The 25,658-nt window shown below is 58.7% G+C and carries 14 protein-coding genes; 6 read left to right on the top strand and 8 right to left on the bottom strand.

Features of this window, described 5'->3' with window-relative positions; genetic code table 11:
• On the top strand, positions 1–381 hold a 381-nt coding region (locus tag D8U60_RS15220; protein ID WP_206663313.1), incomplete at its 5' end, for a hypothetical protein.
• A gap of 91 nt (positions 382–472) precedes the next feature.
• Here the strand turns inward: D8U60_RS15220 and D8U60_RS15225 are convergent.
• Positions 473–2,101: a HAMP domain-containing sensor histidine kinase gene (locus D8U60_RS15225; RefSeq protein ID WP_130900406.1), complete on the bottom strand. Its 1,629-nt coding sequence runs from the start codon at positions 2,099–2,101 to the stop codon at positions 473–475.
• A 114-nt stretch (positions 2,102–2,215) separates the two neighbouring features.
• Here D8U60_RS15225 and D8U60_RS15230 point away from each other — a divergent pair, with 114 nt between their 5' ends.
• Complete coding sequence (locus D8U60_RS15230) at positions 2,216–2,818, top strand: response regulator transcription factor (RefSeq protein ID WP_130900407.1); 603 nt, start codon at positions 2,216–2,218, stop codon at positions 2,816–2,818.
• A gap of 7 nt (positions 2,819–2,825) precedes the next feature.
• On the opposite strand, the gene D8U60_RS15235 is transcribed toward D8U60_RS15230, so the two are convergent.
• Positions 2,826–3,824 (bottom strand): bile acid:sodium symporter family protein, encoded by a 999-nt coding sequence (locus D8U60_RS15235; protein ID WP_130900408.1) that lies wholly within the window; start codon positions 3,822–3,824, stop codon positions 2,826–2,828.
• Between the two features lie 82 nt (positions 3,825–3,906).
• On the opposite strand from D8U60_RS15235, the gene D8U60_RS15240 reads away from it, so the two are divergent.
• Together D8U60_RS15240 and D8U60_RS15245 are read left to right on the top strand one after the other, a co-directional pair.
• Positions 3,907–4,695 (top strand): helix-turn-helix transcriptional regulator, encoded by a 789-nt coding sequence (locus tag D8U60_RS15240; RefSeq protein WP_130900409.1) that lies wholly within the window; start codon positions 3,907–3,909, stop codon positions 4,693–4,695.
• A 259-nt stretch (positions 4,696–4,954) separates the two neighbouring features.
• Complete coding sequence (locus D8U60_RS15245) at positions 4,955–5,929, top strand: TerC family protein (RefSeq protein ID WP_123442265.1); 975 nt, start codon at positions 4,955–4,957, stop codon at positions 5,927–5,929.
• Between the two features lie 124 nt (positions 5,930–6,053).
• Here the strand turns inward: D8U60_RS15245 and D8U60_RS15250 are convergent, their stop codons facing one another.
• Together D8U60_RS15250 and D8U60_RS15255 are read right to left on the bottom strand one after the other, a co-directional pair.
• Positions 6,054–7,154 carry a polyamine ABC transporter substrate-binding protein gene (locus D8U60_RS15250; RefSeq protein WP_016775035.1) on the bottom strand — a complete coding sequence of 367 codons (1,101 nt, stop codon included), beginning with the start codon at positions 7,152–7,154 and terminating at the stop codon, positions 6,054–6,056.
• 249 nt (positions 7,155–7,403) lie between these two features.
• Positions 7,404–8,810, bottom strand: a complete 1,407-nt coding sequence (locus tag D8U60_RS15255; protein ID WP_123442264.1) for a cytosine permease — start codon at positions 8,808–8,810, stop codon at positions 7,404–7,406.
• Between the two features lie 323 nt (positions 8,811–9,133).
• Here D8U60_RS15255 and D8U60_RS15260 point away from each other — a divergent pair, with 323 nt between their 5' ends.
• Positions 9,134–9,619 (top strand): flavin reductase family protein, encoded by a 486-nt coding sequence (locus tag D8U60_RS15260; RefSeq protein WP_123442263.1) that lies wholly within the window; start codon positions 9,134–9,136, stop codon positions 9,617–9,619.
• 140 nt (positions 9,620–9,759) lie between these two features.
• Here the strand turns inward: D8U60_RS15260 and D8U60_RS15265 are convergent, their stop codons facing one another.
• Positions 9,760–11,706 (bottom strand): methyl-accepting chemotaxis protein, encoded by a 1,947-nt coding sequence (locus D8U60_RS15265; RefSeq protein WP_130900410.1) that lies wholly within the window; start codon positions 11,704–11,706, stop codon positions 9,760–9,762.
• Positions 11,707–11,909: 203 nt separating this feature from the next.
• Between D8U60_RS15265 and D8U60_RS15270 the strand changes: the two genes are divergently transcribed.
• Positions 11,910–12,953: an LLM class flavin-dependent oxidoreductase gene (locus D8U60_RS15270; protein ID WP_122602394.1), complete on the top strand. Its 1,044-nt coding sequence runs from the start codon at positions 11,910–11,912 to the stop codon at positions 12,951–12,953.
• Between the two features lie 92 nt (positions 12,954–13,045).
• On the opposite strand, the gene D8U60_RS15275 is transcribed toward D8U60_RS15270, so the two are convergent.
• The 3 genes from D8U60_RS15275 to D8U60_RS15290 form a co-directional block, all read right to left on the bottom strand.
• Positions 13,046–13,393: a hypothetical protein gene (locus D8U60_RS15275; protein WP_130900411.1), complete on the bottom strand. Its 348-nt coding sequence runs from the start codon at positions 13,391–13,393 to the stop codon at positions 13,046–13,048.
• Between the two features lie 226 nt (positions 13,394–13,619).
• Complete coding sequence (locus D8U60_RS15280) at positions 13,620–13,874, bottom strand: MafI family immunity protein (RefSeq protein ID WP_130900412.1); 255 nt, start codon at positions 13,872–13,874, stop codon at positions 13,620–13,622.
• Between the two features lie 5 nt (positions 13,875–13,879).
• Positions 13,880–25,654, bottom strand: a complete 11,775-nt coding sequence (locus D8U60_RS15290; RefSeq protein ID WP_277751556.1) for a filamentous hemagglutinin N-terminal domain-containing protein — start codon at positions 25,652–25,654, stop codon at positions 13,880–13,882.
• Positions 25,655–25,658 lie beyond the last annotated feature (4 nt).

Consider the following 25,658-nt stretch of genomic DNA (forward strand, 5'->3'; position numbering starts at 1 on the left):
GTGTCGGCGCGGGCGCAGTGGCTGCCGATGGCGCTGATCGTGTCGGCGCGGGCGCAGTGGCTGCCGATGGTGCTGATCGTGTCGGTGCCGGCGCGGTGGCTGCCGATGGCGCTGATCGCGTCGGCGCGGGCGCGGTGGCTGCCGATGGCGCTGATCGCGTCGGTGCCGGCGCAGTGGCTGCCGATGGCGCTGATCGTGTCGGCGCAGGTGCAGTCGCTGCCGATGGTGCTGATCGTGTCGGCGCCGGCGCGGTGGCTGCCGATGGCGCTGATCGTGTCGGTGCCGGAGCATTGGCAGCGGATGGGGCCGACCGCACCGGCGTCAACCGAGTGGCCTACTCCCGGGTCGGAGTCGGTTCTGATCGCGTGGCATCGGCGCTGATGACCGGCAGCTATTCCGACCAGTTCAACAGCCCACAATAATCGCCGCGAAATAACGGGCGAGCTCCTGAGCCGCCCGTTTACATTGGCCTTTACAGCATCTGTTCAACCGCTGCGCCTTGTCGATCACGCAGGGCGCGCAACGTCGCGCGTAACTCGGCCGGGCGCACAGGTTTCGACAGAATCGCAATCTGGCGGTCGTGCAAGGCTGCCTGAATCTTCTCGACGTCGTGCCCGGTGATGATCATCGCCGGCACGGCCCAGCCGCGCTGCCTGCGCACTTCATCAATGCATTCGATGCCAGTGGCGTGAGTGCCCAGGTCATAGTCGGCGACGATGATGTCGCAGTCGGTGACCAGATCTTCAGCCGACCACTCGCCCTGCACCACGCAGCCCCAACGTTCAAGCAAAGCTGAAGTCGCCAGCAGCACGTTGCGGTCATCCTCGACCAGACACACCTTCAGCCCGGTCAACAAACCCACCTGCCGCGCTTCACTGCGAACCACCGGTGACTGCGGCGCCGCCACGATCGGCAACCCCGCAAGCGTCACAGCTGTGCCGCGCCCCAACTGTGAACGCAGAGCAACGTGCACATCGATCAGTTCACCAAGACGCTTGATGATCGACAGGCCCAGCCCCACGCCTTCGACGTCTTTGTCGCGCACTTGCCGCACGCGATAAAACTCCTCGAAAACCTTGTGCAAATGCTCTTCGGCAATGCCGTTGCCACGGTCATGGATGACGATGGCCAGCCCTGCCCCACGTTTACGCACGCCGATCAGCACGGGTCGTTGCGCGCCGTATTTGAAGCAGTTGGAGAGCACGTTCTGCACCATGGTCGCCAGCAGTGCCGGATCGGTTCTGACCCAGTAGTTGCAAGGTCGCAGCCGCAGTTCGACGCCCGCCCAACGGGCCGCTTCCTGGTGTTGGCGTATCAGATCCGCAAGCCATTCACCAAGATTCAGCGTTTGCATTTTCGCTTCGATCCGACCGTTATCGAGGGTGTAGAGGTCGAGAATCGAGCGGAACAATTGCGAGACGTTGAGCAGTGAGCGGTCGATGTTATCGACCAGCCGCCGCTCGTCGTCGCCCAGGCGCGACTCCCGCAGACACGCGGTAAACAGTCCGATGGAATGAATCGGCTGACGCAAGTCATGACTGGCCTGCGCCAGAAACCGCGACTTTTCCAGATTAGCCGCCAGCGCTTCTTCCGACGCCTTGCGCGTGCGCTCAAGCAGCAAGTGCGCATAAAACGGAATCACCGTGCTGGTGATCAGCAGCATCAGCACCATGAACGGCTGCGCCTGCCAATACGGCGTCAGGCGATAGACCACCAGCAGCGCCACCAATGCAAGGCCGGTGGCAATCGCCAGATAGCGCGAGCCGTAGCGCATGCCGTTGCCGAGATTGACCCAGACCATCACCGCATACAACGGCAGCGCCGCTTCACCGCCGATCAGCAGTCCAAAACAGGTGCCGGTGTAATCGTGGACCATGGCAAAAATCCGCCGCGCCGGATAATGCCCGGGCCAACGCGCGATGGCTTGGCGGAACGCGATCGAAGCCAGCAGAAACAAGACAATGTAAGTGATGACCGGCAGGTAGGTATCGAAGCGATGGCCCGGCAGAAAACCCAGCACGACCATGTAAACCACCGCAATGGCAGCGATGATAATGCGCAGGTTGGCCTGGTCGAGTTCGGTATTTTTTTCGAACTTCATGGTAAACGTCCTTGTGCAGCAATCGTCAGTTTCGGAAGCAGCCTACAGGCAACCTTCGCGTCCGATGCTAAGGTGCAGGCCTTGAATCACGCCTGACCCAGGGAGGGTCGCATCATGACGTGCCGGATCATCATAGCCGACGATCACCCACTGTTTCGCGAGGCAATGCTGCGCACCGTGCAGCGCTTGCTGCCCGATGCCGATACCTGCGAGGCCGGCGACTTCGACGCGGTGCTCAAGCTGCTGCCACAGGGCGACGAGCCGGACACGCTGATGCTCGATCTGCGCTTTCCAGGGCTGACCTGCATCACCCAGCTCGCCGACTTGCGCCGACAGTTGCCGCGCACCACGTTGATCGTGGTGTCGATGGTTGACGATCAGGCGCTGATCAGTGAAGTCATGGCGGCGGGCATTGACGGTTTTATCGGCAAAAACATTGCGCCGGATGAAATCGGCCAGGCGATTCTGGCCATTCGTGAAGGCGAGGTGTTGGTGAAGTCGGCGCCCTCCGGCCTCTTGCCGCTGGAAACCGCGACGACGCTGACGCCGCGTCAGCAGGACGTGCTGCGTTTGATCGCGCAAGGCAAGACCAACAAGGAAATTGCCCGTGAACTGGATATCTCCCCGTTCACGGTACGCATCCATGTGTCTTCGTTGCTGCGCACGCTGGATGTGCCGACGCGGGCGGCAGCGGCGGTCAAGTATTCGGGGCTGTGAAGCGCTTTTACGGATCAACCTGCGCCATCAGATCCGGCACCGACTCCGGTCGTTTCGCATAGCGCTGGGCCAATATCGCGCAGACCATCAGTTGGATCTGGTGGAACAGCATCAGCGGCAGAATCAGCACGCCGATGGTGCTGCCGGCAAACAGTACCTGCGCCATCGGCACGCCGGTCGCCAGGCTCTTTTTCGAACCGCAGAACAGAATGGTGATGCGGTCTTCCTGATTGAAGCCGAACGCTTTGCTCAACAGAATTGATGCCACCAGAACCAACGTCAGCAGGATGCAGCAGACCACCACCAGGCCAAGCAACTCGAACAACGGAATCTGCTGCCAGATGCCTTCGTTGACGGCTTCGCTGAATGCGCCGTACACCACCAGCAGAATCGAGCCCTGATCAACGAATTTCAGCCAGTTCTTGTTGCGCCCTACCCACGCGCCGATCCAGCGGCGGGCGATCTGCCCGGCAATGAATGGCAGGAGCAATTGCACACTGATTTTGACGATCGCATCGAGCGTCGAGCCGCCGTCGCCGTGGACGTTGAGCAGCAACGTCACCAGCAGCGGTGTAAGGAAAATCCCGAACAGACTGGACGCCGCCGCACTGCAGATCGCCGCCGGAATATTGCCTCGCGCCAGCGAAGTGAACGCGATGGCCGACTGCACGGTCGCCGGTAATGCGCAGAGGTAGAGCATGCCCATGTACAGCTGATCACCGATCAGCGGTGACAACAGCGGTTTCAGCGCCAGGCCCAGGATCGGGAACAGTACGAAGGTCAGGCCGAACACCAGCAGATGCAGACGCCAGTGGCCGGCGCCGGCGATGATCGATTCGCGCGACAGCTTGGCGCCGTGCAGGAAAAACAGCAGGGCGATGGCGATGTTGGTCAGCCAGCCGAAGCCGACCGCGACCTGGCCGCTGGCCGGCAGGAAGCTCGCCAGCAGCACAACGCCGATCAAGGTCAGCGTGAAGTTATCGGGCAGAAAACGTGGGCGCGTCATGAGATTCATCCGGGGGTTGCCAGTGCGTGCCGACGACTCTAACGTGACTGGTAATTACCGACTAACGCCGAAGAGCCGCAAGATGCCGCTTAAAGGACATAGCAAAAGCGTGCGCCGCAGTGTTCCCGGGTTGCCCAGCCTGCCGCGCCCCGTGTACGGACGCACCGAATCGCTGCCCAATCGCGCACTCACCCGCCGCCACAGTCATCCGTGGGTGCAGTTGTCCTACGCGATCCAGGGCGTGCTCGAAGTGCAGACCAGCGCCGGCCGATTCGTCGCGCCGCCGGAGCGTGCGGTGTGGATTCCGGCCGGCGTACCGCACCGGGTGTTCAGCGCACCGCATACGGAAATGCGCAGCCTGTACATCGACAGCAGCGTCACCGGTTGGGCGGCTGAACATTGCCATGTGCTCGGCGTCAGCGATTTGCTCAGGGAGTTGATTCGCGCCTTCAGTCAGGTGCCAGTGGAATACGACGAAAGCGGCCCTGACGGACGCTTGGCCCAGGTGATCCTTGATCAATTGGCCGACGCGCCGACCATCGACTTGATGCTGCCGCTGCCGCAAGACCAGCGCCTGAAGCAGATCTATCAGAGCCTGGAGCAACACCCGGAACAGCAGACCACGCTGAGCCACTGGAGCGAAAAATTCGGCATCACCGAAAAGACTCTGACGCGCCTGTTTTTGCGCGACACCGGCCTGACCTTCCGCGCCTGGCGCCAGCGCCTGCGCCTGCTCGGCGCCCTGACCCCGCTGGAAAAAGGCGAGCGTGTGACCGATGTTGCGCTGGCTTGTGGATACGACTCGACCTCGGCGTTTATCGCCGCGTTTCGTCAGCAGTTTGGCGAAACGCCGGGAGAGTTTTTCCGCTGACACTTCGTTTTTGCCGAACTGTCAGTCAGAAATAAACGATTTTTCTTTGCTCCAGATCCGTCGCTAGCATGGCCCCGTCTGACTTTGATCGAGAAGAGAAGATGATCCCTGTGGGAGCGAGCCTGCTCGCGAAGGCGGTGGGTCAGCAACCTCAACTTCAATGTTCCATCGCATTCGCGAGCAGGCTCGCTCCCACAGGTGATGCGCTTGCCGTTGAATCAGCGATAACACTGCAAGTAACAAGACAGCGGAGCGTGCCATGCCTGCCACGAACATCAATATCGGCGAACCCTGGATGTGGGGTGCCTTCATCGTCTTCGTTCTGGCCATGCTGGCCCTGGACTTGTTTGTCTTCGGCGGGCGCAAGGCGCACCGGGTGTCGGTGCGGGAAGCGTCGGCCTGGGTGATTGCCTGGTGCCTGTTGGCGCTGAGCTTCGCCGGATTGCTCTGGTGGTATCTGCACGGTGAATTCGGCGGTGAAATCGCCCGACAGAAAACCCTGGAATTTCTCACCGGCTATCTGATCGAGCAGTCGCTGTCGATCGACAACATGTTCGTCTTCGTGATGATCTTCAGCTACTTCGCCGTGCCACCGGAATTGCAGCGGCGGGTGCTGCTGTACGGCGTGCTCGGCGCGATCGTCATGCGCGCGATCATGATTTTTGCCGGTGTGTGGCTGGTGTCGCAGTTCGAATGGCTGCTGTATGCCTTCGGTGTGTTCCTGATCATCACCGGGATCAAGATGCTGGTGTTCGCTGATCATCAACCGGATCTGGAAAAGAATCCGTTATTGCGTTGGGTGCGCGGGCATATGCGCATCACCAGTGGCTTTCATGGCGAGAAGTTTTTCATCCTGCAGAACGGCGTGCGCTGGGCAACACCGATGTTCCTCGTGCTGGTGCTGATCGAGGCCAGCGACCTGATGTTCGCCGTCGACAGCATTCCGGCGATCTTCGCCGTGACCACCGACCCGTTCATTGTTTTCACCTCGAACATCTTCGCAATCATGGGCCTGCGCGCGCTGTACTTCCTGCTGGCGGACATGGCTGACCGTTTTCACCTGCTCAAATACGGGCTGGCGATCGTGCTGGTGTTCATCGGCGGCAAGATGGTGCTGATGCCGTGGTTCCACATGCCGGTGGAGTGGTCGCTGGCAATCGTCGGGACGGTGATTCTCGGGTCGGTGCTGTTGAGCCTGGTGACCAGCCGCGAGGCAGAACGCCGCACCGAATGACACAACCCACCCCCACCTGTGGGAGCGAGCCTGCTCGCGAATACGCCGGATCATTCAACATAGGAGTTGAATGACACCCTGCTTTCGCGAGCAGGCTCGCTCCCACATTTGAAGTGCGGTGCTCTTATTTATCGGATTTGATACTGGTCCACACCCGCGTCCGCACCCGTTCCATTTTCTGCGGCAACGGTTGCACCACATACAGGGTTTTCAGCGCCTCGCTGGTCGGGGTCAGGTTGGGATTGTCGGTGATGTCCTTGTTGACCAGCGGCATCGAGTCCTTGTTGGCATTCGGGTAACCGAGGAAATCGCTGATCGGGGCGATCACTTTCGGGTCGAGCAAGTGGTTGAGGAATTCGTGGGCCTCGGCGACGTTCTTCGCGCTCTTCGGAATGGCGAAGGTGTCGAACCAGATCGGCGCGCCCTCCTTCGGCAAACGCCAATCGACCACCACACCGTTGCCCGCCTCTTTGGCGCGATTGCCGAACTGGTAGAAGCTGCCGGAATAACCGATCGCCACGCAGATGTCGCCGTTGGCGATGTCGGTCATGTACTTGGCCGAGTTGAAATAGGTCACGTACGGGCGAATCTTCATCATCAAGGCCTTGGCCTTTTCATAGTCCGCCGGGTTCTGGCTGTTCGGGTCGAGGCCGAGGTAATGCAGGGCCAGCGGCAGGATCTCCGACGGCGAATCGAGCATCGCCACGCCACAGGCCTTGAGCTTTTCCATGTTCTCGGGCTTGAACACCAGATCCCAACTGTCCACCGGCGCGTTGTCGCCCAGGGCAGCCTTGACCTTGGCCGGGTTGAAGCCGATCAGCACGGTGCCGTACATGTACGGCACGCCGTACTGGTTGCCGGGGTCGTTGGCGTCGAGCAACTTGAGCAACGCCGGATCCTGGTGCTGCCAGTTCGGCAATTTCGACTTGTCGAGTTTCTGGAACACGCCGGCCTTGATCTGGGTTTCGATGAACTGGTTGGACGGCACCACCAGGTCGTAACCGGAGTTGCCGGTGAGCAGTTTGGCTTCCAGGGATTCGTTGGTGTCAAAGGTGTCCCAGGTCACTTTGATCTTGCTTTGCTCGGCGAAGTCCTTGGGCACTGACGGCAGAATGTAATCCGCCCAGTTGTACACCCGCAGTTCGCGCTGCTCGGCCTGGACGGCGCTGGCCAGCAGCGTCAGGCCACACACGGTGGCGCCCAGAATGCGTTTGATCGTGACCATGGTTGTTTCCCCGAATGCGACGTGAGATCGATGGTTTTTATGTTCTGTACACGGCAGTGGCTGTAACGATAGCCAAGGGCAAAAAAGGTCGAGCCTGTTGTTATGGTTTCGATTCTTGCTGACAGCGTAGCGCGATGACAGTAGGCGGCAGGCCAAAAGGGGATCGATATGGCCATTTTCCGTGACCGCTGAAATACGCAAACAAAAATGCCCGGCGCTGGGCCGGGCATTGCTGTGTTGCCGTTGGGATCATTCGGTATAGCCGAGTCTGGCCGCCCTGCTCTGCTGCGCCTGACCGCGAGTTGCCAGGCAGTAATACAACGGCACGGTGACCACCAGGCCAACCAGCCACGACAGGTCGGCACCTTCCACCAGATTGGCGTACGGCCCGACATACAGCGAGGTGTTGGCAAACGGCAGCTGCACGATGATGCCGATGAAGTAGGCAATGATCGCGTGCAGGTTGAAGCGCCCGTAAATGCCGCCGTCAGCGCGGAAGATCGAGGCAATGTCGTAGTTGCCGCGCTTGATCAGATAGAAGTCGATCAGGTTGATCGACGCCCACGGCACCAGCACCAGCAACAGCGCCAGAATCAGTCCAATGAACTCGGAAATGAAATCCGCCGAAGCACCGAGGGCGACCACGCAGCATCCGGCCAGGATCACGCTCGACAACACCACGCGCACCTTGATACTCGGCGTCCACTGGCTGGCGAAAGTCTGGATCGAGGTGATGATCGACAACACCGCGCCGTACAGATTGAGCGCGTTGTGGCTGATGATGTTGAGCAGAAACAGCACCATCAGAATCGGCCCCAGCCAGCCGGTGGACTGCTTGACCGCCGCCATCGCTTCAGTGCCTTCCGGCGTCGCCAGCACTGCCACCGCGCCAAAACTGAACGACAGAATCGTGCCCAGCGTTGCGCCCAGATACGTCGCCCAGAAGGGTTTGGCGATGCCGATGTCTGCTGGAAGATAACGCGAATAGTCGGAGACGTATGGCGAGAAGCTGATCTGCCAGATGATCCCCAGCGACACCGTCGCCAGCCAGCCGGAGAGATTGAAACTGCCGCGCGTCATAAAGTCCGCCGGCAAGTCATGGGCGAAGATGTAGATGAAGCCTGCAAGCAACGCGCCGCCCATCACCCAGGTGCCGATGCGGTTGAGCGTATGGATGAAGTTGTAGCCGATCACACCGATCGCGGTAGCGGCCAGCGCGCCGATCAGAATGCTCAGCGGCGCTGGCACTGACGGCGCAATGCCGACGATGGATTTGCCGGCCAGCACGATGTTGGAAATGAAGAAACCGATGTAGATGAGCGCCGCGAAGAACACGATCAGCAGTGCGCCATAACGACCGAACTGACCGCGACTCTGGACCATTTGCGGAATGCCCATGCGCGGACCCTGCGCCGAGGCCAGCGCAATCACCACGCCGCCGATCATATGCCCCAGCGCAATCGCCAGCAGCCCCCAGAACAGATTGAGGTGGAACACCTGAACCACCATGGCGCCGGTGACAATGGGCAGTGGCGCAATGTTGGTGCTGAACCAAAGAGTGAACAGATCGCGGGCCTTCCCGTGGCGTTCCGCGAGTGGGACGTAATCGACCGTATGATTCTCGATCAACGGATCTTGCCGGGACATCTGGGACATATGCATGAACTCGAGTTTGTCTGTTTTTATCTTTGTATGAAGCCAAACCGGGAGGACTCTTGGGTCGCCCCTCAGATGCAGACCATATTATGGTATTCCAAACATTGCACAAGCCTGATCCGCTGATTCTGTCGCTGTCTGATCCGCTATCCTCGCTGATCCCACCCCTGACCGGCTAGCTGAAAGCCCCGTAAACACTGAGTTTCCGACGAAAGTGGCACGTTTATCGGTTCACCAGAAAAGCTCTTGCAAGATATGTATTACGGTATACCATCAGACCTACAAACCATAAAAACCGCGTCACACCACCCGAGGACCACCCAATGATCGATGCTGCCATTTACAAACAAGTCATGGGCTCGTTCCCGTCCGGCGTCACCGTTATCACCACGCTGGACGACGACGGTCAGATCGTCGGCCTGACCGCCAGCGCGTTCAGCTCGCTGTCGATGGACCCGGCGCTGGTTCTGTTCTGCCCCAACTACAGCTCCGACTCCTATCCCGTGCTGATCAAGAACAAACACTTTGCGATTCACCTGTTGTCCAGCGTGCAGCAAAGCGAGGCCTATGCCTTCGCGCGCAAAGGCAAGGACAAGGCGCAGGGCATCGAGTGGACGTTGAGCGAACTGGGCAACCCGATCCTCGCCAATGCGACGGCGGTGATCGAGTGCGAGTTGTGGCGTGAATACGAAGGTGGCGACCACGCGATCATGGTCGGCGCGGTGAAGAACCTGATCGTCCCCGAGCAAGTCGCCGGACCGCTGGTGTATTGCCACGGCAAGATGGGTGCGTTGCCGGTTGTGGCGTGATTTCACCAGATCTCGGATATCCCATGTTGGAGCGAGCCTGCTCGCGAATGCGATGGGTCAGTTGCTACATTTTTGACTGACCCGACGCCTTCGCGAGCAAGCGCGCTCCCACAGGTTTTGGTGTTGCCTGGGCGACCGTCTCAGGTCCTAAACCGGCTCACCAACTGATTCAATGTCTGCGACAACGCCGTCAGGTTCTGCGCATCCTGCCGAGTTGAATCCGCCAGGCTCGCCACCAACTGCGCATCACCATGAATCTGGCTGATGTGCCGATTGATGTCTTCCGCCACTTGATGCTGTTCCTCCGCCGCCGTGGCGATCTGCGTGTTCATGTCGCGGATCACGTCAACCGATTCACGGATCAATTCAAAACTCGCCCGCGCCTCGTTGATCGACACCACGGTTTCCTGCGACACCTCAAGGCTGGCGTGCATCTGCTTGCCCATCTGGTGGGTGCGCCGCGCCAGATTGCCCAGCAGTGCGTCAATCTCACCGGTGGAATCCGAGGTGCGTTTGGCCAGCGCGCGAACTTCATCGGCGACCACGGCAAAGCCCCTGCCCTGTTCACCGGCGCGCGCGGCCTCGATGGCGGCGTTGAGCGCGAGCAGATTGGTCTGCTCGGCAATCGAGCGAATCGTGCCGAGGATCGACTGGATGTCGTTGCTGTCCTGCTCCAGTTGCTGCATCGACTCGGCGCTATGGCCGATCTCCTGACTCAAGCGCCCGACGTTACTCACCGCCGCGTCGATCTGCTGCTGCCCGGTGTGAGCCTGACGCTGACCGTTGTCTGCCGAGTCGGCCGCCTGACTGCACGAGCGCGCAACCTCGTTGGAAGTGGCGACCATTTCGTGAAACGCCGTAGACACCATGTCCACCGCCTCACGCTGACGCGAAGCGACGTCGGCCATTTCCGCCGAGACTTCGGTGGCGCTGCCAGAGCTGCTGTGAATCTGCCCCGCTGCCTGGCCGATGCGCTGAATCAACGTACGAATCGCTTCAAGAAACTGGTTGAACCAGCCCGCCAGTTGCGCGGTTTCATCCTGCCCGCGTACTTCCAGTCGCGCAGTCAGATCGCCCTCGCCCTGGGCAATGCCTTCGAGTCCGCTGGCGACACCACGAATCGGCTTGACCATCAACCCGGCAAACCACGCGCCGGCCATTGCAAACAACAGTGCGCAAACCACAGCGATCGCGCCGATCAGCCAGGTCAAACGCGTCGCCCCCGCCATCACTTCGCTCGCCTTGACCAAGCCGACGAACCGCCAGCCCAACGCCTGCGAAGGCCAGACTAGCGCCATGTAATCCTCGCCAGCCAATTGCACCTCGACCAGGCCTTTGCCCGCCTCGGCCAGTTGCTGATAACCGTCGCCGAGATCGCTGAGTTTCTTGAAGTTGTGCGCCGGATCGCTCGGGTCCACCAGCACGGTGTTGTTGGCTTCCATCAACATCAGATAACCGCTCTCGCCGAGGCGGATCTGCTTGACCAGGTCGGTCAATTGCTTGAGCGATACATCGATGTTGACCACGCCAGCATTGCTGCCCAACTGGTTGTTGAAGCTGCGCACAGTGCTCACCAGCACCACGTCATCCGCCGCCCAGTAATAGGCCTCGGTGCGCAGGGTTTTGCCGGGGTTGGCCATCGCGGTTTTGTACCAGGGCCGGGTGCGCGGATCGTAGTTCGCCAACTTCGCATCGCCCGGCCAGAACAGATAACCGCCCTGCTCGGTGCCGACAGATAGATAGGTGTAAGCCGGGTGCGCCTTGGCCAGACCGTCGAACAGCTTGAACAGCTGTTGATCCTGCGGCCCCATCGGCACTTGCGCGGCGTCACTGCTCAGGTAGCGTTTAAGGCTGGTGTCGATGCTCTGCAGTTGCGGATGCTCGGCCAGATAGGCAACGTTTTGGCTGATGCCCTCGAAAAACAGCTGCATCGCGTTTTCCACCTGACGCACCTCGCGCTCGGTGCTGTCGGTAAAGGTGTCGCGCGCGCCCTCGCGGACATTGAGGATGATCAGCGCTGCCACCAGTAACACCGGCAGGCTGGCGATTACCGCAAACGCCAGAGTCAGTTTTTGTTTTATGTTCATTGCTTGCGCCTTCCTTGTTCGAAGTGTCGGTCAGAAATATTTTGCGGATATTCCGTATTATGGTATACCAATATTCAATCAACCGAACAGCCGTCCTCGAAGGCGTGCTTGAATGGTGAGAAGACTCGCGAGCGCACAGCGCTCACGTCAGTTCGACAGGCCCGCATACGACCGGCCAATTACAAAAGACTCGAGGTAGCGTCATGAAATTTTCCCTGTTCGTACACATGGAACGCTGGGACGAAAGCGTCAGCCACCGCCAACTGTTCGAAGACCTGACCGAACTGACCCTGATGGCCGAGGCTGGCGGTTTCAGCACCGTGTGGATCGGCGAACACCACGCCATGGAATACACCATCTCCCCAAGCCCGATGCCGCTGCTGGCCTACCTCGCAGCGAAAACCACCACCATCCACCTCGGCGCCGGCACCATCATCGCGCCGTTCTGGCACCCGCTACGCGTGGCCGGCGAATGCGCCCTGCTCGACGTCATCAGCAACGGCCGCATGGAAGTCGGCCTCGCGCGCGGCGCCTATCAGGTTGAATTTGACCGCATGGCCGGCGGCATGCCCGCCTCCAGCGGCGGCCAGGCCCTGCGCGAAATGGTCCCGGTGGTCCGCGCCCTGTGGCAAGGCGACTACGCCCACGACGGCGACATCTGGAAATTCCCCACCTCGACCAGCGTGCCGAAGCCGATCCAGAAGCCCAACCCACCCATGTGGATCGCCGCCCGCGACCCCGACTCGCACAACTTCGCCGTCGCCAACGGCTGCAACGTCATGGTCACGCCATTGATGAAAGGCGACGAAGAAGTCCTCGACCTGAAGAACAAATTCCAGACCGCGCTGGACAACAACCCAGACGTACCGCGCCCGCAATTGATGGTGCTGCGCCACACCCACGTGCACACCGCTGATAACCCGGATGGCTGGCAAGTTGGCGCGAAAGCCATCTCACGTTTTTATCGCACCTTCGATGCCTGGTTCGGCAACAAGCAAACCCCGGTCAACGGCTTCCTTGCGCCGAGTCCTGAAGAGAAATTCGCCGGGCGTCCGGAGTTTGAGCTGGAAAGCCTGCACAAGACGGCGATGATTGGTACGCCGGAAGAGATCATTCCGCGCATCAAGTACTACCAAGAACTGGGGGTGGATGAGTTCAGTTTCTGGTGTGATAACAGCTTGCCGCATGAGGAGAAGAAGAAGTCGTTGGAGCTGTTTATCAAGCATGTGGTGCCGGCGTTTCGCTAAAGGTTTCGCAGGTTAAACCAAAAAAACGCCCCGCTTCAGACGGGGCGTTTCTTTGGAAACAGCATCGACTTGTGCAACCTGGCTTTCGCAGCCTATTCGCCGCTGCCACGGTCCTCGCTGAGCACTTTGAAGGAGTGGAAGTTGAAGGCTATTTTTTCTTCTTCCTCATCAACCAGCTCATACCGGATACGATCCAGTCCGCCTTCAACCCGCGACACGCAAAGGTCCATGAACTGTGTCAAGCCACCACCAAATCCCCGCACGTTCAAACCGCCCACGTTAAAAAATATGACCGCGATAGTCGCTGCTCCAGGATCCGCAGACTTCGCCAGCGTCATCAACAGGTTGTAACCGCTAAGTCCATCTTCGGAATCCAGATGAAGACTTTCCACATAAACGTATTCATGTAGAACGTCATTCAGTGCTGCGAGATTGCTCAATGGTTGATCCTCGTATGCTGTCCATTGTCACCATTGCCCGGCCCGTACTGGTAGGTATGAGTATGAGGATCCGTATGAAAGGTTTTCGGATCCGAGGGACAATTACGCCATTGATCAATGTAAATGAGAGGGTACAGTCCCCATGTGCCCCCTACCCCTTTCGGCTAGCAACAAACTTCTTTGAGTTGCCAGGCAATAGCATTCTCACGGTAAAACAAGCCTTAGATTATCGCTTCAGTCCGATCAAATGCTTAAACGGCCCGACATTCACATCAAACCCTAGAGCCGATATCAACCGTAACGCCTCTAAATACTCTTCTTCCGATATCAAAACATCATACTCCGCAATATGGTCGCACAATATTTCAAAGGCCAAACCCTCTTCATTATAGGCGACATAATTCAAAGCCCCCTGAAGCAAGTCGCTATCCAACCGCCCTTGGAATTTCTCTCCAAACTTTAAAATATGAGCTGCAAACATAAATTCTACTTTATAGGTTTATAAGGTGGCATGAGTTGATCATCAGGAAAACCTGTAATGACCCTTCCTGTCGCTGGCTGATACACGACTCGAATTCGCACTCCATCACGAACCTCGTAGGATACCCATTTAGCAGGATCGCCTTTTGCAGTATAAATCCCGCCGGTTCCGGTTTGCGCAAACCACTTGGTGTCGGGGGATGTCGCGATGTCACCGATGGCGTCGATTATCTTATCTGCAGACCAGGTTTTAGGAAAAACTGTTTTTCCTTCCTGCCCTGGCCACAGATGCCCGCCACTACCAGGACCATTGCCGTAGAGGATATGTAGCCGGTCTTCAGGTGACAAAATGTCTATGTAATCCTTTCCTGTTCCCTTTACTCCGCCGACCAATCCACCATCCAATAGCAACCCAAGCCCCACACCAGTCGCCGTGGCCACCGCTGCATTCGCCTTGACCACATCGATCCCGTTACCCTGCATCGTGTGCAAGACATCCAAGTAGCCCTTGAGTCGAACTTCCTCCGGCCAATTCATAACGGAGTCGAACGCGGCCTCAAGATCGGTGGCAGCGCAGCTAGGGCAGTTGACAGCGCCCATAACCCATAGCGCCGATTTCGAACTGGAGCTGACGATCCCTTCCATTACAGCCGCGAAACCTTCAGCGCTACCCACTCCTTTAGCGTTGAGGACTTCGGCTTGGTACTTTGGATCATGTCGATACTTATATGGATCGACCAGCGCAATGTGATCGAGCAGTGCCTTCACCGAATCTCGGTCTTTTAGAAGCTCTTGCAAGCCGAGTTTTTCGTTGTTGTAGTCTGCCAAGGTAACTCGGAACAGTCCGGTGTTCTGAGATTGGGAAACCTCCGTACGAAGAAAATACGCTGCGGCGTTAGTTTTACCATCGCTTTCGCTGAAGACCTCGCTCCACCCTCTGTCAACCATCGCAGCGGCAGTGCGCAGCAACTCAGTTCGAGCTTGATCTACACTAATGCCTCTGGCAGTGGCGTATCGATTAACCCGTTCATCATCAGAAGCAAATTTGATCTCATCCGGATGCAATTGCCGGTTGAATGAGGTTGCGTTCTTGGCAATGTCGATACCTGTTTGCAGGTCTCCACCTACCAACCCCGCAGCCGTCAAGCCCACCAACTGAGATGCCGTGAGCTGAAACTTCGGATTGTTTTTGACAATTGCGGCCAAGCTATTGCTCAACGCTTCGTTGGCGCCTGCTGCCGCTGCACCCGTGGCGAACCCTTTGCCTGCCGCTTCACTCAGGAGCCCGCCGACGACGGCATGCAAAATTGTTTTCTGGAGACTGCCATCAGGCCATTTCTGTTTCTTCGCATAATCGCCAACTGCGTTGAAGGCCACGGCCTGTAAAACGGCTTGCGCCTGAGCAGTCATTGACGAACCAAGATTGTCTGTGAAACTTCCACCATTTATCGCCGTACTGACACCCGCCTGGAACAATCCTTGCGCCCCAGAATAAGCACTGAATTTACCAATACCTTCAAGGCTGCTCAGATCAAAACCGTGAGTAACCTTGTTGACGTTATCGCTGGTCACACCAAACGCATCATCCAGGTAACCGCTGGTAAATCCGGCGGTAGCAGCCCCGACAGCATAGTTTTTTAAGTTGTCTTCGGAAGTGATGTCTTTGAGTACTGCACCAACATTCCCCCGGTTGTTGATCGTGCTCACAGCGGCCGAACCGGCCATCGAAGTGAGTACGCTGGAAACCATCACGTTGCCCCAACCGGCTGCTGCGGTCCCCACCGCGGTCCCTGCCTCAACCATAGCGGTGCTACCAGCCGCTGCCATTGCCGACCCGCTTCCGACGCCAGCACCCGCAACGCTACCCACAGCAGCGCTTGCAGCGCCTGCCGTGAGCACCGTTACAACTATGATGATTGCGAGCATTGCGCCTTGACCCAGGCTCGAGCTGCTGTATTTGAAAGACTCGTGAGTCTCCTTAATCAAGTTCCAGTCGACATCGCCACGCTTCTCGGCCTCTTTCAGCCAAGCCAGCTGAGGATCAGCCTTAACCATTGCATCAATACTTTCGCTGACTGTTTTTTTGTTGATGTCTTTGACGTCGATATGCAGACCATCAACGGCTTTGATCACCAGATTCCCTTGTGCAACCAGTTCGCTCTGGCGCAGGGTTTCGTTGGTGTGCCCCTTACCCTTCATGGAGTTCCAGGCCATGCTGGTACTACTTTTCTGATGACTTTCCTGATCGAGGTCTTTAACTCCCTCAAAGGTGATTGAACCGCCGCTTTGAAGAACCAGATCTTTACCGCTGTTCAGCTTCGCAACCTGATAACGCTGATCACCACCACTGGCCAATACCAGATCGCCACCAGTGCTAATCTCGCTGCCGACATGAGTAACTTTGGTAACTTCGTCGCGTCGAGTTTGTTTTTTACCGAAACTGCCTTTCTTCTTTTTGTCGTACAACGAATAGTCGCTGTCTTGGGCCGCGAGTACGTCGAGATTATTTCCAGCGACTAAATAGGCTTCATCACCTGCAGTGATCCGACTTGAAATCAATGCAAGGTCATTACCCGCTCGCATCGCCACATTACCGCCTGCAGTTATACTGCTGGCTATCTGCTTGACATGATCCTCTTGGGTAGTGAGCTTCTTGCTTTTGGAGTATGAGTGACTTTCATCGGTAGCGGAGGTAACCGTTAAATCACCTTCAGCCAGAATCACAGCATTTCGCTTGGCATCGATTCCGCTCGCGATGGCGCTGAAGTCACGCCCCGCACTGATGGCTACATCGCGCCCGGCGTTTAAGCTGGAACTGAATTGAGTAATGGAACTTTGATTTCGTCCCCCGGACTCAACTTGCACCTGCTGTGTAGAAACAATACTTACGTCGCGACCTGCCTCGATCTTGGTATCCCGACCGCTAGAGATAACGCTACCACTGCTGGTTACATCCCGTGCTGCACTAATGGTCAGATCATTGGCCGCTTCAATACGTGCAGCATTGTCCAGATACTCGTGATATCGGGTTTGACCGTTTTTACTAAAGTCAGCACTGGTCACTGTACGCTCGTTGATGATGTCACCTGTAAGCGCCACCATACTGACGTCACGTCCGGAGATAATTCCTCCAGATGTATTGACGATATTGTCGCCGGCCAACAAATCCAGACGATTTCCAGCCTGAATCGAGCCGCTGTTGACCAGATCCTTGCCTGCGGTGGCCGACAGGTTATTGGTCGCCTTCAACGTACCAACGTTATCGAGATTCTCCCCAGCAATCAGCGTCACATCGTTACCGGCAATCAACGCCCCGGTCGGGCCGAGGCGGCCGTTGGCCTGGGCCAGATACACCACTGGCACCAGCACTTTCTCGCCGTTCACTTCATGCTCTTCGAGCCAGACGATGTCGTGGGTAAGCGCGGCGACTTGCTGTGACGTGAGGCCGACGCCAACGGACAGGTTGAGCGCGTCCTTGCTGGCGATGGCGTTGTTCATCAGGTACTTGAACATGCCTTCGTTAGAGGTCTGGCCGTCGAGGAAAGCCTGGCCAGTGCGTGCGGTGACGGCTTGCTGGATCAGGCGTTGTTCGTAGAGGCCATCACCGAGGCGCTTGGCGCTTTGGTCTGGGTCGAAGCCGAGTTTTTCCAACAGGTAATCGGAGCTCATGAACGACTTGAGCTCGGTCAGCACCGGGTTGGTTTCGATCAAGTATTTGTGCGGATTGGACGGTGCCGTGGTGTCCGGCAGGCCGGTGACACGAGTGACCGGACGGGTGTCGATCGACTCCTTCATGTCGTTGCCGCGACTCGGCATGCCCGCCCCGGCGCTGCCCTCGGGCACCTTGACGTCGACCGTACTTGCGACAGCCTGAACCATGCCTGGGGTGCGGTGGAAGATATCAACGGCGCGCGTGCTGTCGGACACTGCTGCCGGGGCATCGATGAACAGGTTGCGCGGTCCGCCGGTGCTGCCGGCGACCAGATGGTCCTGAGCATTTACCGCAACATTACCGACCGTCCACGTTGGTGCTGGTCCAGTATTGCTGGCTGCGGTACTGCTGGAGCCCTGCCCGCTCAGGCGGAACAGACCGTTTTCGCCCGTTGGCAGGGAAAAGCCCGGCAAGCTCAGCGGATTTACTTGCTGTTGCGCAAGGTCCGGCGGCAGCTGACTGTTGATGCGCACAACGACAGAGCCGCTGTTTCCGACCTTGGTATCGGCGACTTTATTGGTGCCGCCGGTCGAACCGTAATCCTCGTGGATCACGCTGTTTTGCAGATCTTTGGCGGCGGTAATTAAAACATTACCTCCCGCCTGAATGACCGCGTTACGACTAGTGGCCGTATCAACGGCACCGGTGCTGCCAACAGCAACCTCAATGGCATCGCCTTTTTGATACGCCGCCAATTGTTCAGGAAGTGCGAGCAGATTGTTAGGGTCATACTGCGATAGCGTTGTTGATTCAAAGCCCCAACTCAATCCGGAAAGCGCCCGACCATATTTGAGATCACCGACACCCTGGCCAGTTTCACTATCAACGAGAGAAATGACTTTATACCACTCACCCTCTCGACCCGGTTCTTTCTCTTGAGCCGATTTAGCGATGGCCTTGCGAATCGTCCCTTCAGTATCGGCCACGTAGTACACGAATGGGAAATCGGGATTGTTGCGCTGGTTGTAAGGCAACACGACACTGGACATCAAATTTGCAGTGCTGCCGGCCCCCATCTCGAAAACGTATTGCCGTGTAACCTCGATGGTTCCGCTTTTACTCCCGATATTCTTCAAACTATCAGCGGTTATGTTGATGTTGCCGCCCGCTGCCACCGTACTTTTACTGTTGAGGAAGGTCCCTCCCTGGAAAACAAAATCCTTACCAACGTTCAGTACGGCAGAAGCGCTGGTATCAGTATCGACTGATTGATAAATCTCGCGACTAGCAAAGTAATTACTAAAGGTGCCCCCGACACAGTCACCGCAGCTGGCCGCGATCAATCCCGAAATCAACTTGCGCTCAGCCGACGCCGCAGGCCCTTCCGTACGGTTCTCAAACACATCCGCATTTATCGTAAAACCGCGCCCGCTCTCCATCGAGCCGGAGATGTTGTATATCCCCGCCGCCCGAGCCGCGCCGCCATAGCCGCCCATTACCACATCGCCCAAGCCGTAGAAATCACCGTGCTGGTTGGTCAACGTAGCGACGCCAAGCGTCATGTTGTTGCCACTGAAAATCAGCCCGCGATCATTGAGCAGCGAAGGCGTGTTGATGATGAGGTTCTGCGCTGCGCCGAGGGTGCCGTAGTTGGCAACACCGCCCGCATTGATGGTCAGGTCTTCGCTGGAGGTCATGCGTCCGGCATTGGTGAGCTGTCCGCCGATATTGACGGTCGACGTCGCGCCCACCGCAAAACTGCCGCCCGCCGCGACACTCATCTGCGCGGCAGAAACATAAGCGCCACGCTGACTGGTCAAGCGGCCAGTGCCGGAATAGGTACCGCCGATTTGCAGATCAAGGAGGCCATCACTGGCGATCAGCCCATCGTTGCTCCAATTCCCGCCACGGATCTGCAGCGAATCCGAAGCCAGCAGCTTGCCGCTCGCGGTCTGGCTGAGCTGCCCGACATTGACGTTCAGGCGACCGGCCTGAATGACGTTGGAGTTACTCCAGCTGTCAGCGTTGAGTTCCAGCAGTCCGCCGGTGACGATGCTACCGCCCGCGCCAATGACATTGGCGGTTGAGATGTCGAACTTGCCGCGTCCGACGTGGTTGAGTTGCCCGCCGGCATTGAGCAGGCCGCCGACAGCCAGGGTGATGTCGGTGTTGGCCGTTTCCAGTACGCCGTTGCGGTTGTCGAGCAGACCGCCGATCTGGAACAGGGTCTTGCCAGTGTTGCCCAGCGAACGAAGACGACCGCTCTGATTGTCGACGCTGGCGGCTTTTACGCTCAGTTGGGTTTCGCTTTCGATGACGCCCGCGCCGTTGCGCAACGCACCGGTCAGGCCGAAGTCAATGCGATTCGCGGCGATCTGGCCGCTGGCATTTTCCAGATTCGAGCCGGTGACGCCGAGCGATCCCTTCGCATACAGCACACCGCTGCTGTTATCCAGCGCGGTGGTGGTAATGCTGCTGTCAGCGGACTGTGCGGAAATGCGCCCGCCGTTGTTGTTCAGCCCGGCCAGTGCGGTCAGGGTCAGAGCCTGCGCCTGGATGATGCCGCCCTGACGATTGTTGTTCAGGTCAAAACCGTTGCGCAGCACGCCGACGGTGCGTGCTTCCAGTGCGCCTTTGATGCTGGAAAGAATGCCGCCACGGTTGTCGATGTTGGCCGCTTTGACGAAGACCTTGCCGTTCTGCGCGATGACCTTGCCGCTCTGGTTGTCGAAGTCAGCGCCGATGTCCAGGGTCAACGCGCCTTCGCTCTGGATCGAGCCTTTGCCGTTGCCCAGGCTGGCGGCGCTCAGTTCTACGCCGGCCTTCTGGCTGTAGATCAGACCGTCGGCGCTGTTATTGACGGCGCCCGTTGCGCTGATCTGCAACTGATCGTTGGCCGCGACGGTGCCCTTGTTGCTGTTGTCCAGCGAAGCGCTACGCACCTCAAGGGTTTTCTGGCTGGCGATTTGGCCGTTCTGGTTGCGCAGGTCGGTGACGCCCTTGAGCAACATCGCGCCGCTGCTCGCCAGCTTGCCGGCGTTGTTGTTCAGCTCGCCGCTCAGGCCGAGAGTGATTGCGTCGTTGCTGGCGATCTGTCCGCCACTGTTGTCCAGGCGAGCGGCGGTGGCGGTGAAAGCCTGTTCGGCATTGACTGAGCCGCCGGCATTGGTGAACGCCGTGCTGACCACATCCAGTGCCGCGCCACTGAAGATCAGGCCCTGATTGTTGTTCAGCGCACCGCCCAGTGTCAGGGTCTGCGCTGCGCCACTGCTGAGATTGCCCTTGTTGCTGTTGTCGAGGCTGCCCGCTTTGACGGTCAGGGCTCCCTGAGCAACCAGCGCACCGCTGTTACTGTTGAGCAGCGCGTCCTTGAGGTCGACCGAAACATCGGCGAACTTGCTGGAGAGCGTTCCGCTGTTGCGGTTGTCGAGGCTGTCGGCGTTGACGGTGAGTCCCTGCCAGCCGGAGATCAGACCTTTCTGGTTGATCAGTGCGGTGCCACTCAACAGCAGTTTTTCGCCGCTGATGATCTTGCCGGAAGTGTTGTTGAGCGCTTGGGCAATGAGGTCGAAACCGAGGTTGCTGGAGATCTCGCCGCTCTGGTTATTCACGTCACGCAGGCGTTTGAGCGTCAGTGGCCCTTGGGCAGTGAGCAAGCCGCGCTGGTTGTCGAGATCGCCATTGGCAAGGTCGAGGGTCACGGCTTTGTCGCCCAGCAGGCGTCCGCCGTTCTGGGTCAGGGACGTCAGTTTCAAGTCCATGTCACCGCTGGCAGAAACCTCGCCGTCTTCGCTGGAGTCCAGCCCGGTGGCGGTCAGGGTCAGGTTGCCTTGGCTGTTGATCAAACCACTGTCGCGGTTGTTCAACTCGGCACTGTTGATCTCGAGCGACTGCGCCGCACTGATCAAGCCTTTGCCGTCGTTGCGCAGCAAACCGTCCACGGTCAGGTCGAGGTCGCCCCGGCTGACCAGGTTGCCGCCGCTGTTGTTCAGGCTTGCCGCGTGCGCGTCGATGGCGGCGGCGCCGATCATGCCTTTGACGTTGTCCAATGCCGCCGCGATGCGCAGGGTCAGGCCCTGATTGCTCAAGAGCTTGCCGTTGCTGTTGTCCAGGCGTTGCGCAGTCAGGGTGAACGCCTCGGCGCTGGAAATAGTGCCGCCCTGGTTGTCGACGCCCTTGAGCTGCTTGAGCAGCAGCGCGCCCGGGGCGTTGATCAAACCACCGATGTTGTTCAACTGACCGTGGTTCAAATCCAGGCTCAGTTGCGTGTTGCTGAACAGCTTGCCGCCTTGCTGATCGAGGCCGCTGACCGAAGCCGTCAGCGCGTTTTGACTACCGATACTGCCGTCGCCGCCGTTGGTGACCTGACCCGCCGTGAGGTTCAGGGTGTCGGCACTGCTGAGTCGACCGTTGCTGTTATCGAAGGCGCCGGTGGTCACGGTGACCGCGCCTTTACCGCTGAGCGTGCCCTTCTGGCGATTATCGAGGCTGGCGCCAGTCAGCAGCAGCATGCCATCGGTGACGATCTGGCCAGCCTGGTTATCGATCCTGCCGTCACTGTCCAGCTTCAGATCCGCCGCGCTGGACAGGCTACCGCCAACGTTGGTCAAATTCGCGGTGTCGACCGTCAGCGTGCCTTCGCTGCTGACCTTGCCCGAGCTGTTGTCAACGGCGCCGGTGAGGTTGAGCGACATGCCTTGCTGGCTGAGCAATTCGCCGCCGTCGTTGGCCAGCGAGCGCCCCTGCAGGGTGAACCGTGCGCCCGCATTGATCAGCCCTTTGCTGCGGTTGAGCACTTCGTCGACAGTCAGGATCAGGCCTTTGCCGGTGAAGATCTTGCCGCCGTCGCTGTTGTCGAGTTTTCTGCCGGTGACCAGCAAATCGCCGTTGCTGCTGATTTCGCCGCCACGGTTGTCCAGATCAGCAACGGTCAGGGTCATGTCCTTGCTCGATCCGAGCAAACCGTTCTGCTGATTATCGAGTTGACCGGCCTGCAGTTTGAGCACGCCGGTGGCGATCAGTTGCCCCTTCTGATTGTTGACGGTTTTTGCCTGCACGCCGGCATCGGCCTTGCCAGCGATGTTGCCTTCACGGTTGACCAGTTCATCAGCGTTGACGGTCAGTTGGCCGTCAGCGATGACCGTACCGAGCTGGTTATCCAGGGTCTTGTCGACAGTCAGCAACAACTCACCGCGACTGCTGATCAAGCCTTCATGGTTGTCCAGATTGGCGCTGTGGCTGTCGAGCGCGGCGCCGGAGATCACGCCTTTGAGGTTGTTCAATGCCCCAGCGATTCGCAACGTCAGGCTTTGCTGGCTGAGCAGTTTGCCGTTGCTGTTGTCCAGCTCACGCGCGGCGAGTGTGAAAGCCCGTTGGCTGGAAATTTCCCCGCCCTGGTTGTTCACACCATTGAGGTTTTTCAGCAACAGCGTGCCGGGTGCATTGATCAAACCGCTCTGGTTGTTCAACTGGCCGTGGTTCAGATCAAGCGTCAGGTCGGTCTTGCTGAACAGTTCACCGCCCTGCTGATCGAGCCCGCTGAGCGAAACATCCAGCGCCTGCTGACTGGCGATGCGGCCAGCAGCGTTATTGACTTGGCCGGCCTTGAGCGTCAGTGCCGCACCGCTGGTGAGTTTGCCGCCATCGTTGTTATTGAAAACGCCGGTCTCGACCCGGCTACTGCCTTGGGCGTAAATCACACCTTTGCGACTGTTATCCAGACTGCCGCTGTTGACGGTCAGCGCGCGGTCGGTATTGATCGAACCGGCCTGATTGAGCAGCGCGCCAGTGCTGGTCAGCTTCAGATCGCCGCCACTGCCGAGACTGCCGTTGCTGTTGTCGATGCGTGCGGCATTGATGGCCAGCGTGCCGCCGCTGTTGATCACGCCAAGAGAATTGCTCAGCGCATCATCGAGGGTAATCACCAGACCGTTGAGGCTGTCGAGCGTGCCCCCGCCGTTGTCGAGCGTGTTGCCAGTGACTGTCGCCGCGCCTTTGGTCGCGGCGATCAAACCCTTGCTCTGGTTGATCAGTTTGCCAACGCTTAAACCCAGATCGCTACCGGAAAGAATCTTGCCGTTGCTGTTGTCCAGACGCAGTCCTTTGACGTTCATCAACAGGCTGCTGGAGATTTCGCCGCTGCGATTGTCGACGTCATCCACCGATAGGGTCAGTGCTTGGGTGGTGCCGACCAGTCCGCCGTTACGGTTATCGAGGGACTTGCCGCTCAGGCTCAGATTGCCTTGCGCGACCAGTTCGCCGCCCTGTTGCTGCAGCAGGCCGATGGTTGCCAGCAAGTCGCCCTGGCTGGCGATGCGCCCGGCAGCGTTTTGAATCTCTGCGGCGGTCAGGTTGACCGCGCCGGCCGCGCTGAGCAGACCACCGCTGTTGTCCAGTCGAGTGCCCACATAAGTCAGGCCTTGCTTGCCGCTGATCACACCCTTTTCGCGGTTATCCAGTTGTGCGACGTTAAGGTTCAGTTGCTGGTCAGCCTGGATCACACCGCCCCTGTTATCGACCACATCACCGCGCAGGGCCAGCGTGTTTTTACCGATGACTTTGCCGTCGCTGTTGAGCAGCGTGCCGGCCTGCAGATCAAGGGCGCCTTTGGCCGAGATGTCACCTTTGTTGCGGTTGTCGAGGGTGCCACTGATGCGCGCCGTCAGGCTGCCATCGCTGACCACCGCACCGGCCTCGCGGTTATCCAGACTCGCGGCTTTGAGATTGACCAAACGCCCCGAACCAAGAACGCCATCACGGTTGTCCAGCGCCCCGCTCAGGTCGATGTTCAGGCCCAGATCACCGAGCATCTGCCCGCTACGGTTGTTGAGCATGCCGCCGCTGATGTTGATGTTTTGCGCGCTGAGCGTGCCGCTTTGATTGTTCAGAATCTGCGTTGCGTTGACCCTCAGGTTGCGGCTGGCGGTGAGGTCTTTGCCGCTGTTGTTGATGGCCTGTGCGCTCAGGCTCAGATCACCGCTGTTGTTACGGCTACCGTCTGCGTTGACGCCAGCTTCAATGGCGCCGGCGTTGGTCAGTTGCCCACCGGCGCTGAGCATCACGCTGTCGCGGGCGGCCAAGGTCTGGCGGTTGGTCAGGTTGCCTTGGGTCTGTACGTTGAGCGATGTGCCGGCGTAAATCGGAGCTTGCGCGTCGAGGCTGGCAGCTTTGACGTTGACCGCGCCGGTGGCCGAAGTGTCGGCCAGGCTCAATTGACCATTGGCATCCAGCTGAATATCACCGCCGCTGGCGATCAGTTTGCCGTCGAGTTTCACCCCGACGCCGGCCTCGGTGCCGACCAGTTTGATCGCCCCGGCGTACATGCCGCCGAGTGCCGAGGAGTCGATGGCCAGTTGCGGTTTGGCGCTACCGTCGTCGGCGCGGGCCGTGGCGTTGAGGCTGTCGGCGTTGACGTCGTTGCGACCGGCGACGATGGTCAGGTTCTGTGCCTGGATCTGCGCATTGATCTTGGCGCTGCGGGTGATGATTTCGAAGCGGTCGATATTGGTTGCGTTGATGCCCGCGCCTTCGATAGCCACGCTGCCTTGATCGACTTGAAAGCGATCCAGCCGACCGTTTTCCAGCACTGGTTTACCGGTAGTCAACGTCACCCGTGGTGCGTTGATGAAACCGCAGCCATTGCAGGTGATGCCGTAGGGGTTGGCGACGATGACCCGCGCCGACTGCCCGGCTACTTCGGTGTAACCGCGCAACTGACTCGGGTTGCCGCTGATGACTTCGTTGAGAATCGCCTGCGCCGAACCGCTGTTTTTCAGGTTCGGGTTGCCGATGACGTGCCCGCCCAGTTGCGTGTTCGAGGTCTGGGTTGATCCGTTGTTGAGGATGACACCCTGCGCGCCGACGTTGTAATCGTGGAACTGGTTGTGCGACAGGCCACTGGCATTGGGCGTGGCGATGTTGACGATCGGCACGCCGTTGCCGGCACGGTCCAGCGTGGTATTCGGGTTGGCAACGACGATGCCGTCGGCCTGCGCCCACAGCGGTTGCCAGAACATGACGTTCGCCAGCAGGAACGCGAGTCCGCGCTTGGGCATGCCGAGAAATACTTCCCGTTTTTTTGCGACCGCACTCGGTTGATCTGCGAGGAAGGCAAACTGGCGAACGTCCATGTCA

It is taken from the genome of Pseudomonas sp. Sample_11 (assembly GCF_004307505.1).
GTDB lineage: Bacteria > Pseudomonadota > Gammaproteobacteria > Pseudomonadales > Pseudomonadaceae > Aquipseudomonas > Aquipseudomonas atacamensis.

What these genes read in the sequence shown, in the direction of transcription:
- D8U60_RS15225 (WP_130900406.1), bottom strand. Translation starts at nt 2,101, where the DNA reads ATGAAGTTCGAAAAAAATACCGAACTCGACCAGGCCAACCTGCGCATT.
- D8U60_RS15230 (WP_130900407.1), top strand. Translation starts at nt 2,216, where the DNA reads ATGACGTGCCGGATCATCATAGCCGACGATCACCCACTGTTTCGCGAG.
- D8U60_RS15235 (WP_130900408.1), bottom strand. Translation starts at nt 3,824, where the DNA reads ATGACGCGCCCACGTTTTCTGCCCGATAACTTCACGCTGACCTTGATC.
- D8U60_RS15240 (WP_130900409.1), top strand. Translation starts at nt 3,907, where the DNA reads ATGCCGCTTAAAGGACATAGCAAAAGCGTGCGCCGCAGTGTTCCCGGG.
- D8U60_RS15245 (WP_123442265.1), top strand. Translation starts at nt 4,955, where the DNA reads ATGCCTGCCACGAACATCAATATCGGCGAACCCTGGATGTGGGGTGCC.
- D8U60_RS15250 (WP_016775035.1), bottom strand. Translation starts at nt 7,154, where the DNA reads ATGGTCACGATCAAACGCATTCTGGGCGCCACCGTGTGTGGCCTGACG.
- D8U60_RS15255 (WP_123442264.1), bottom strand. Translation starts at nt 8,810, where the DNA reads ATGTCCCAGATGTCCCGGCAAGATCCGTTGATCGAGAATCATACGGTC.
- D8U60_RS15260 (WP_123442263.1), top strand. Translation starts at nt 9,134, where the DNA reads ATGATCGATGCTGCCATTTACAAACAAGTCATGGGCTCGTTCCCGTCC.
- D8U60_RS15265 (WP_130900410.1), bottom strand. Translation starts at nt 11,706, where the DNA reads ATGAACATAAAACAAAAACTGACTCTGGCGTTTGCGGTAATCGCCAGC.
- D8U60_RS15270 (WP_122602394.1), top strand. Translation starts at nt 11,910, where the DNA reads ATGAAATTTTCCCTGTTCGTACACATGGAACGCTGGGACGAAAGCGTC.
- D8U60_RS15280 (WP_130900412.1), bottom strand. Translation starts at nt 13,874, where the DNA reads ATGTTTGCAGCTCATATTTTAAAGTTTGGAGAGAAATTCCAAGGGCGG.
- D8U60_RS15290 (WP_277751556.1), bottom strand. Translation starts at nt 25,654, where the DNA reads ATGGACGTTCGCCAGTTTGCCTTCCTCGCAGATCAACCGAGTGCGGTC.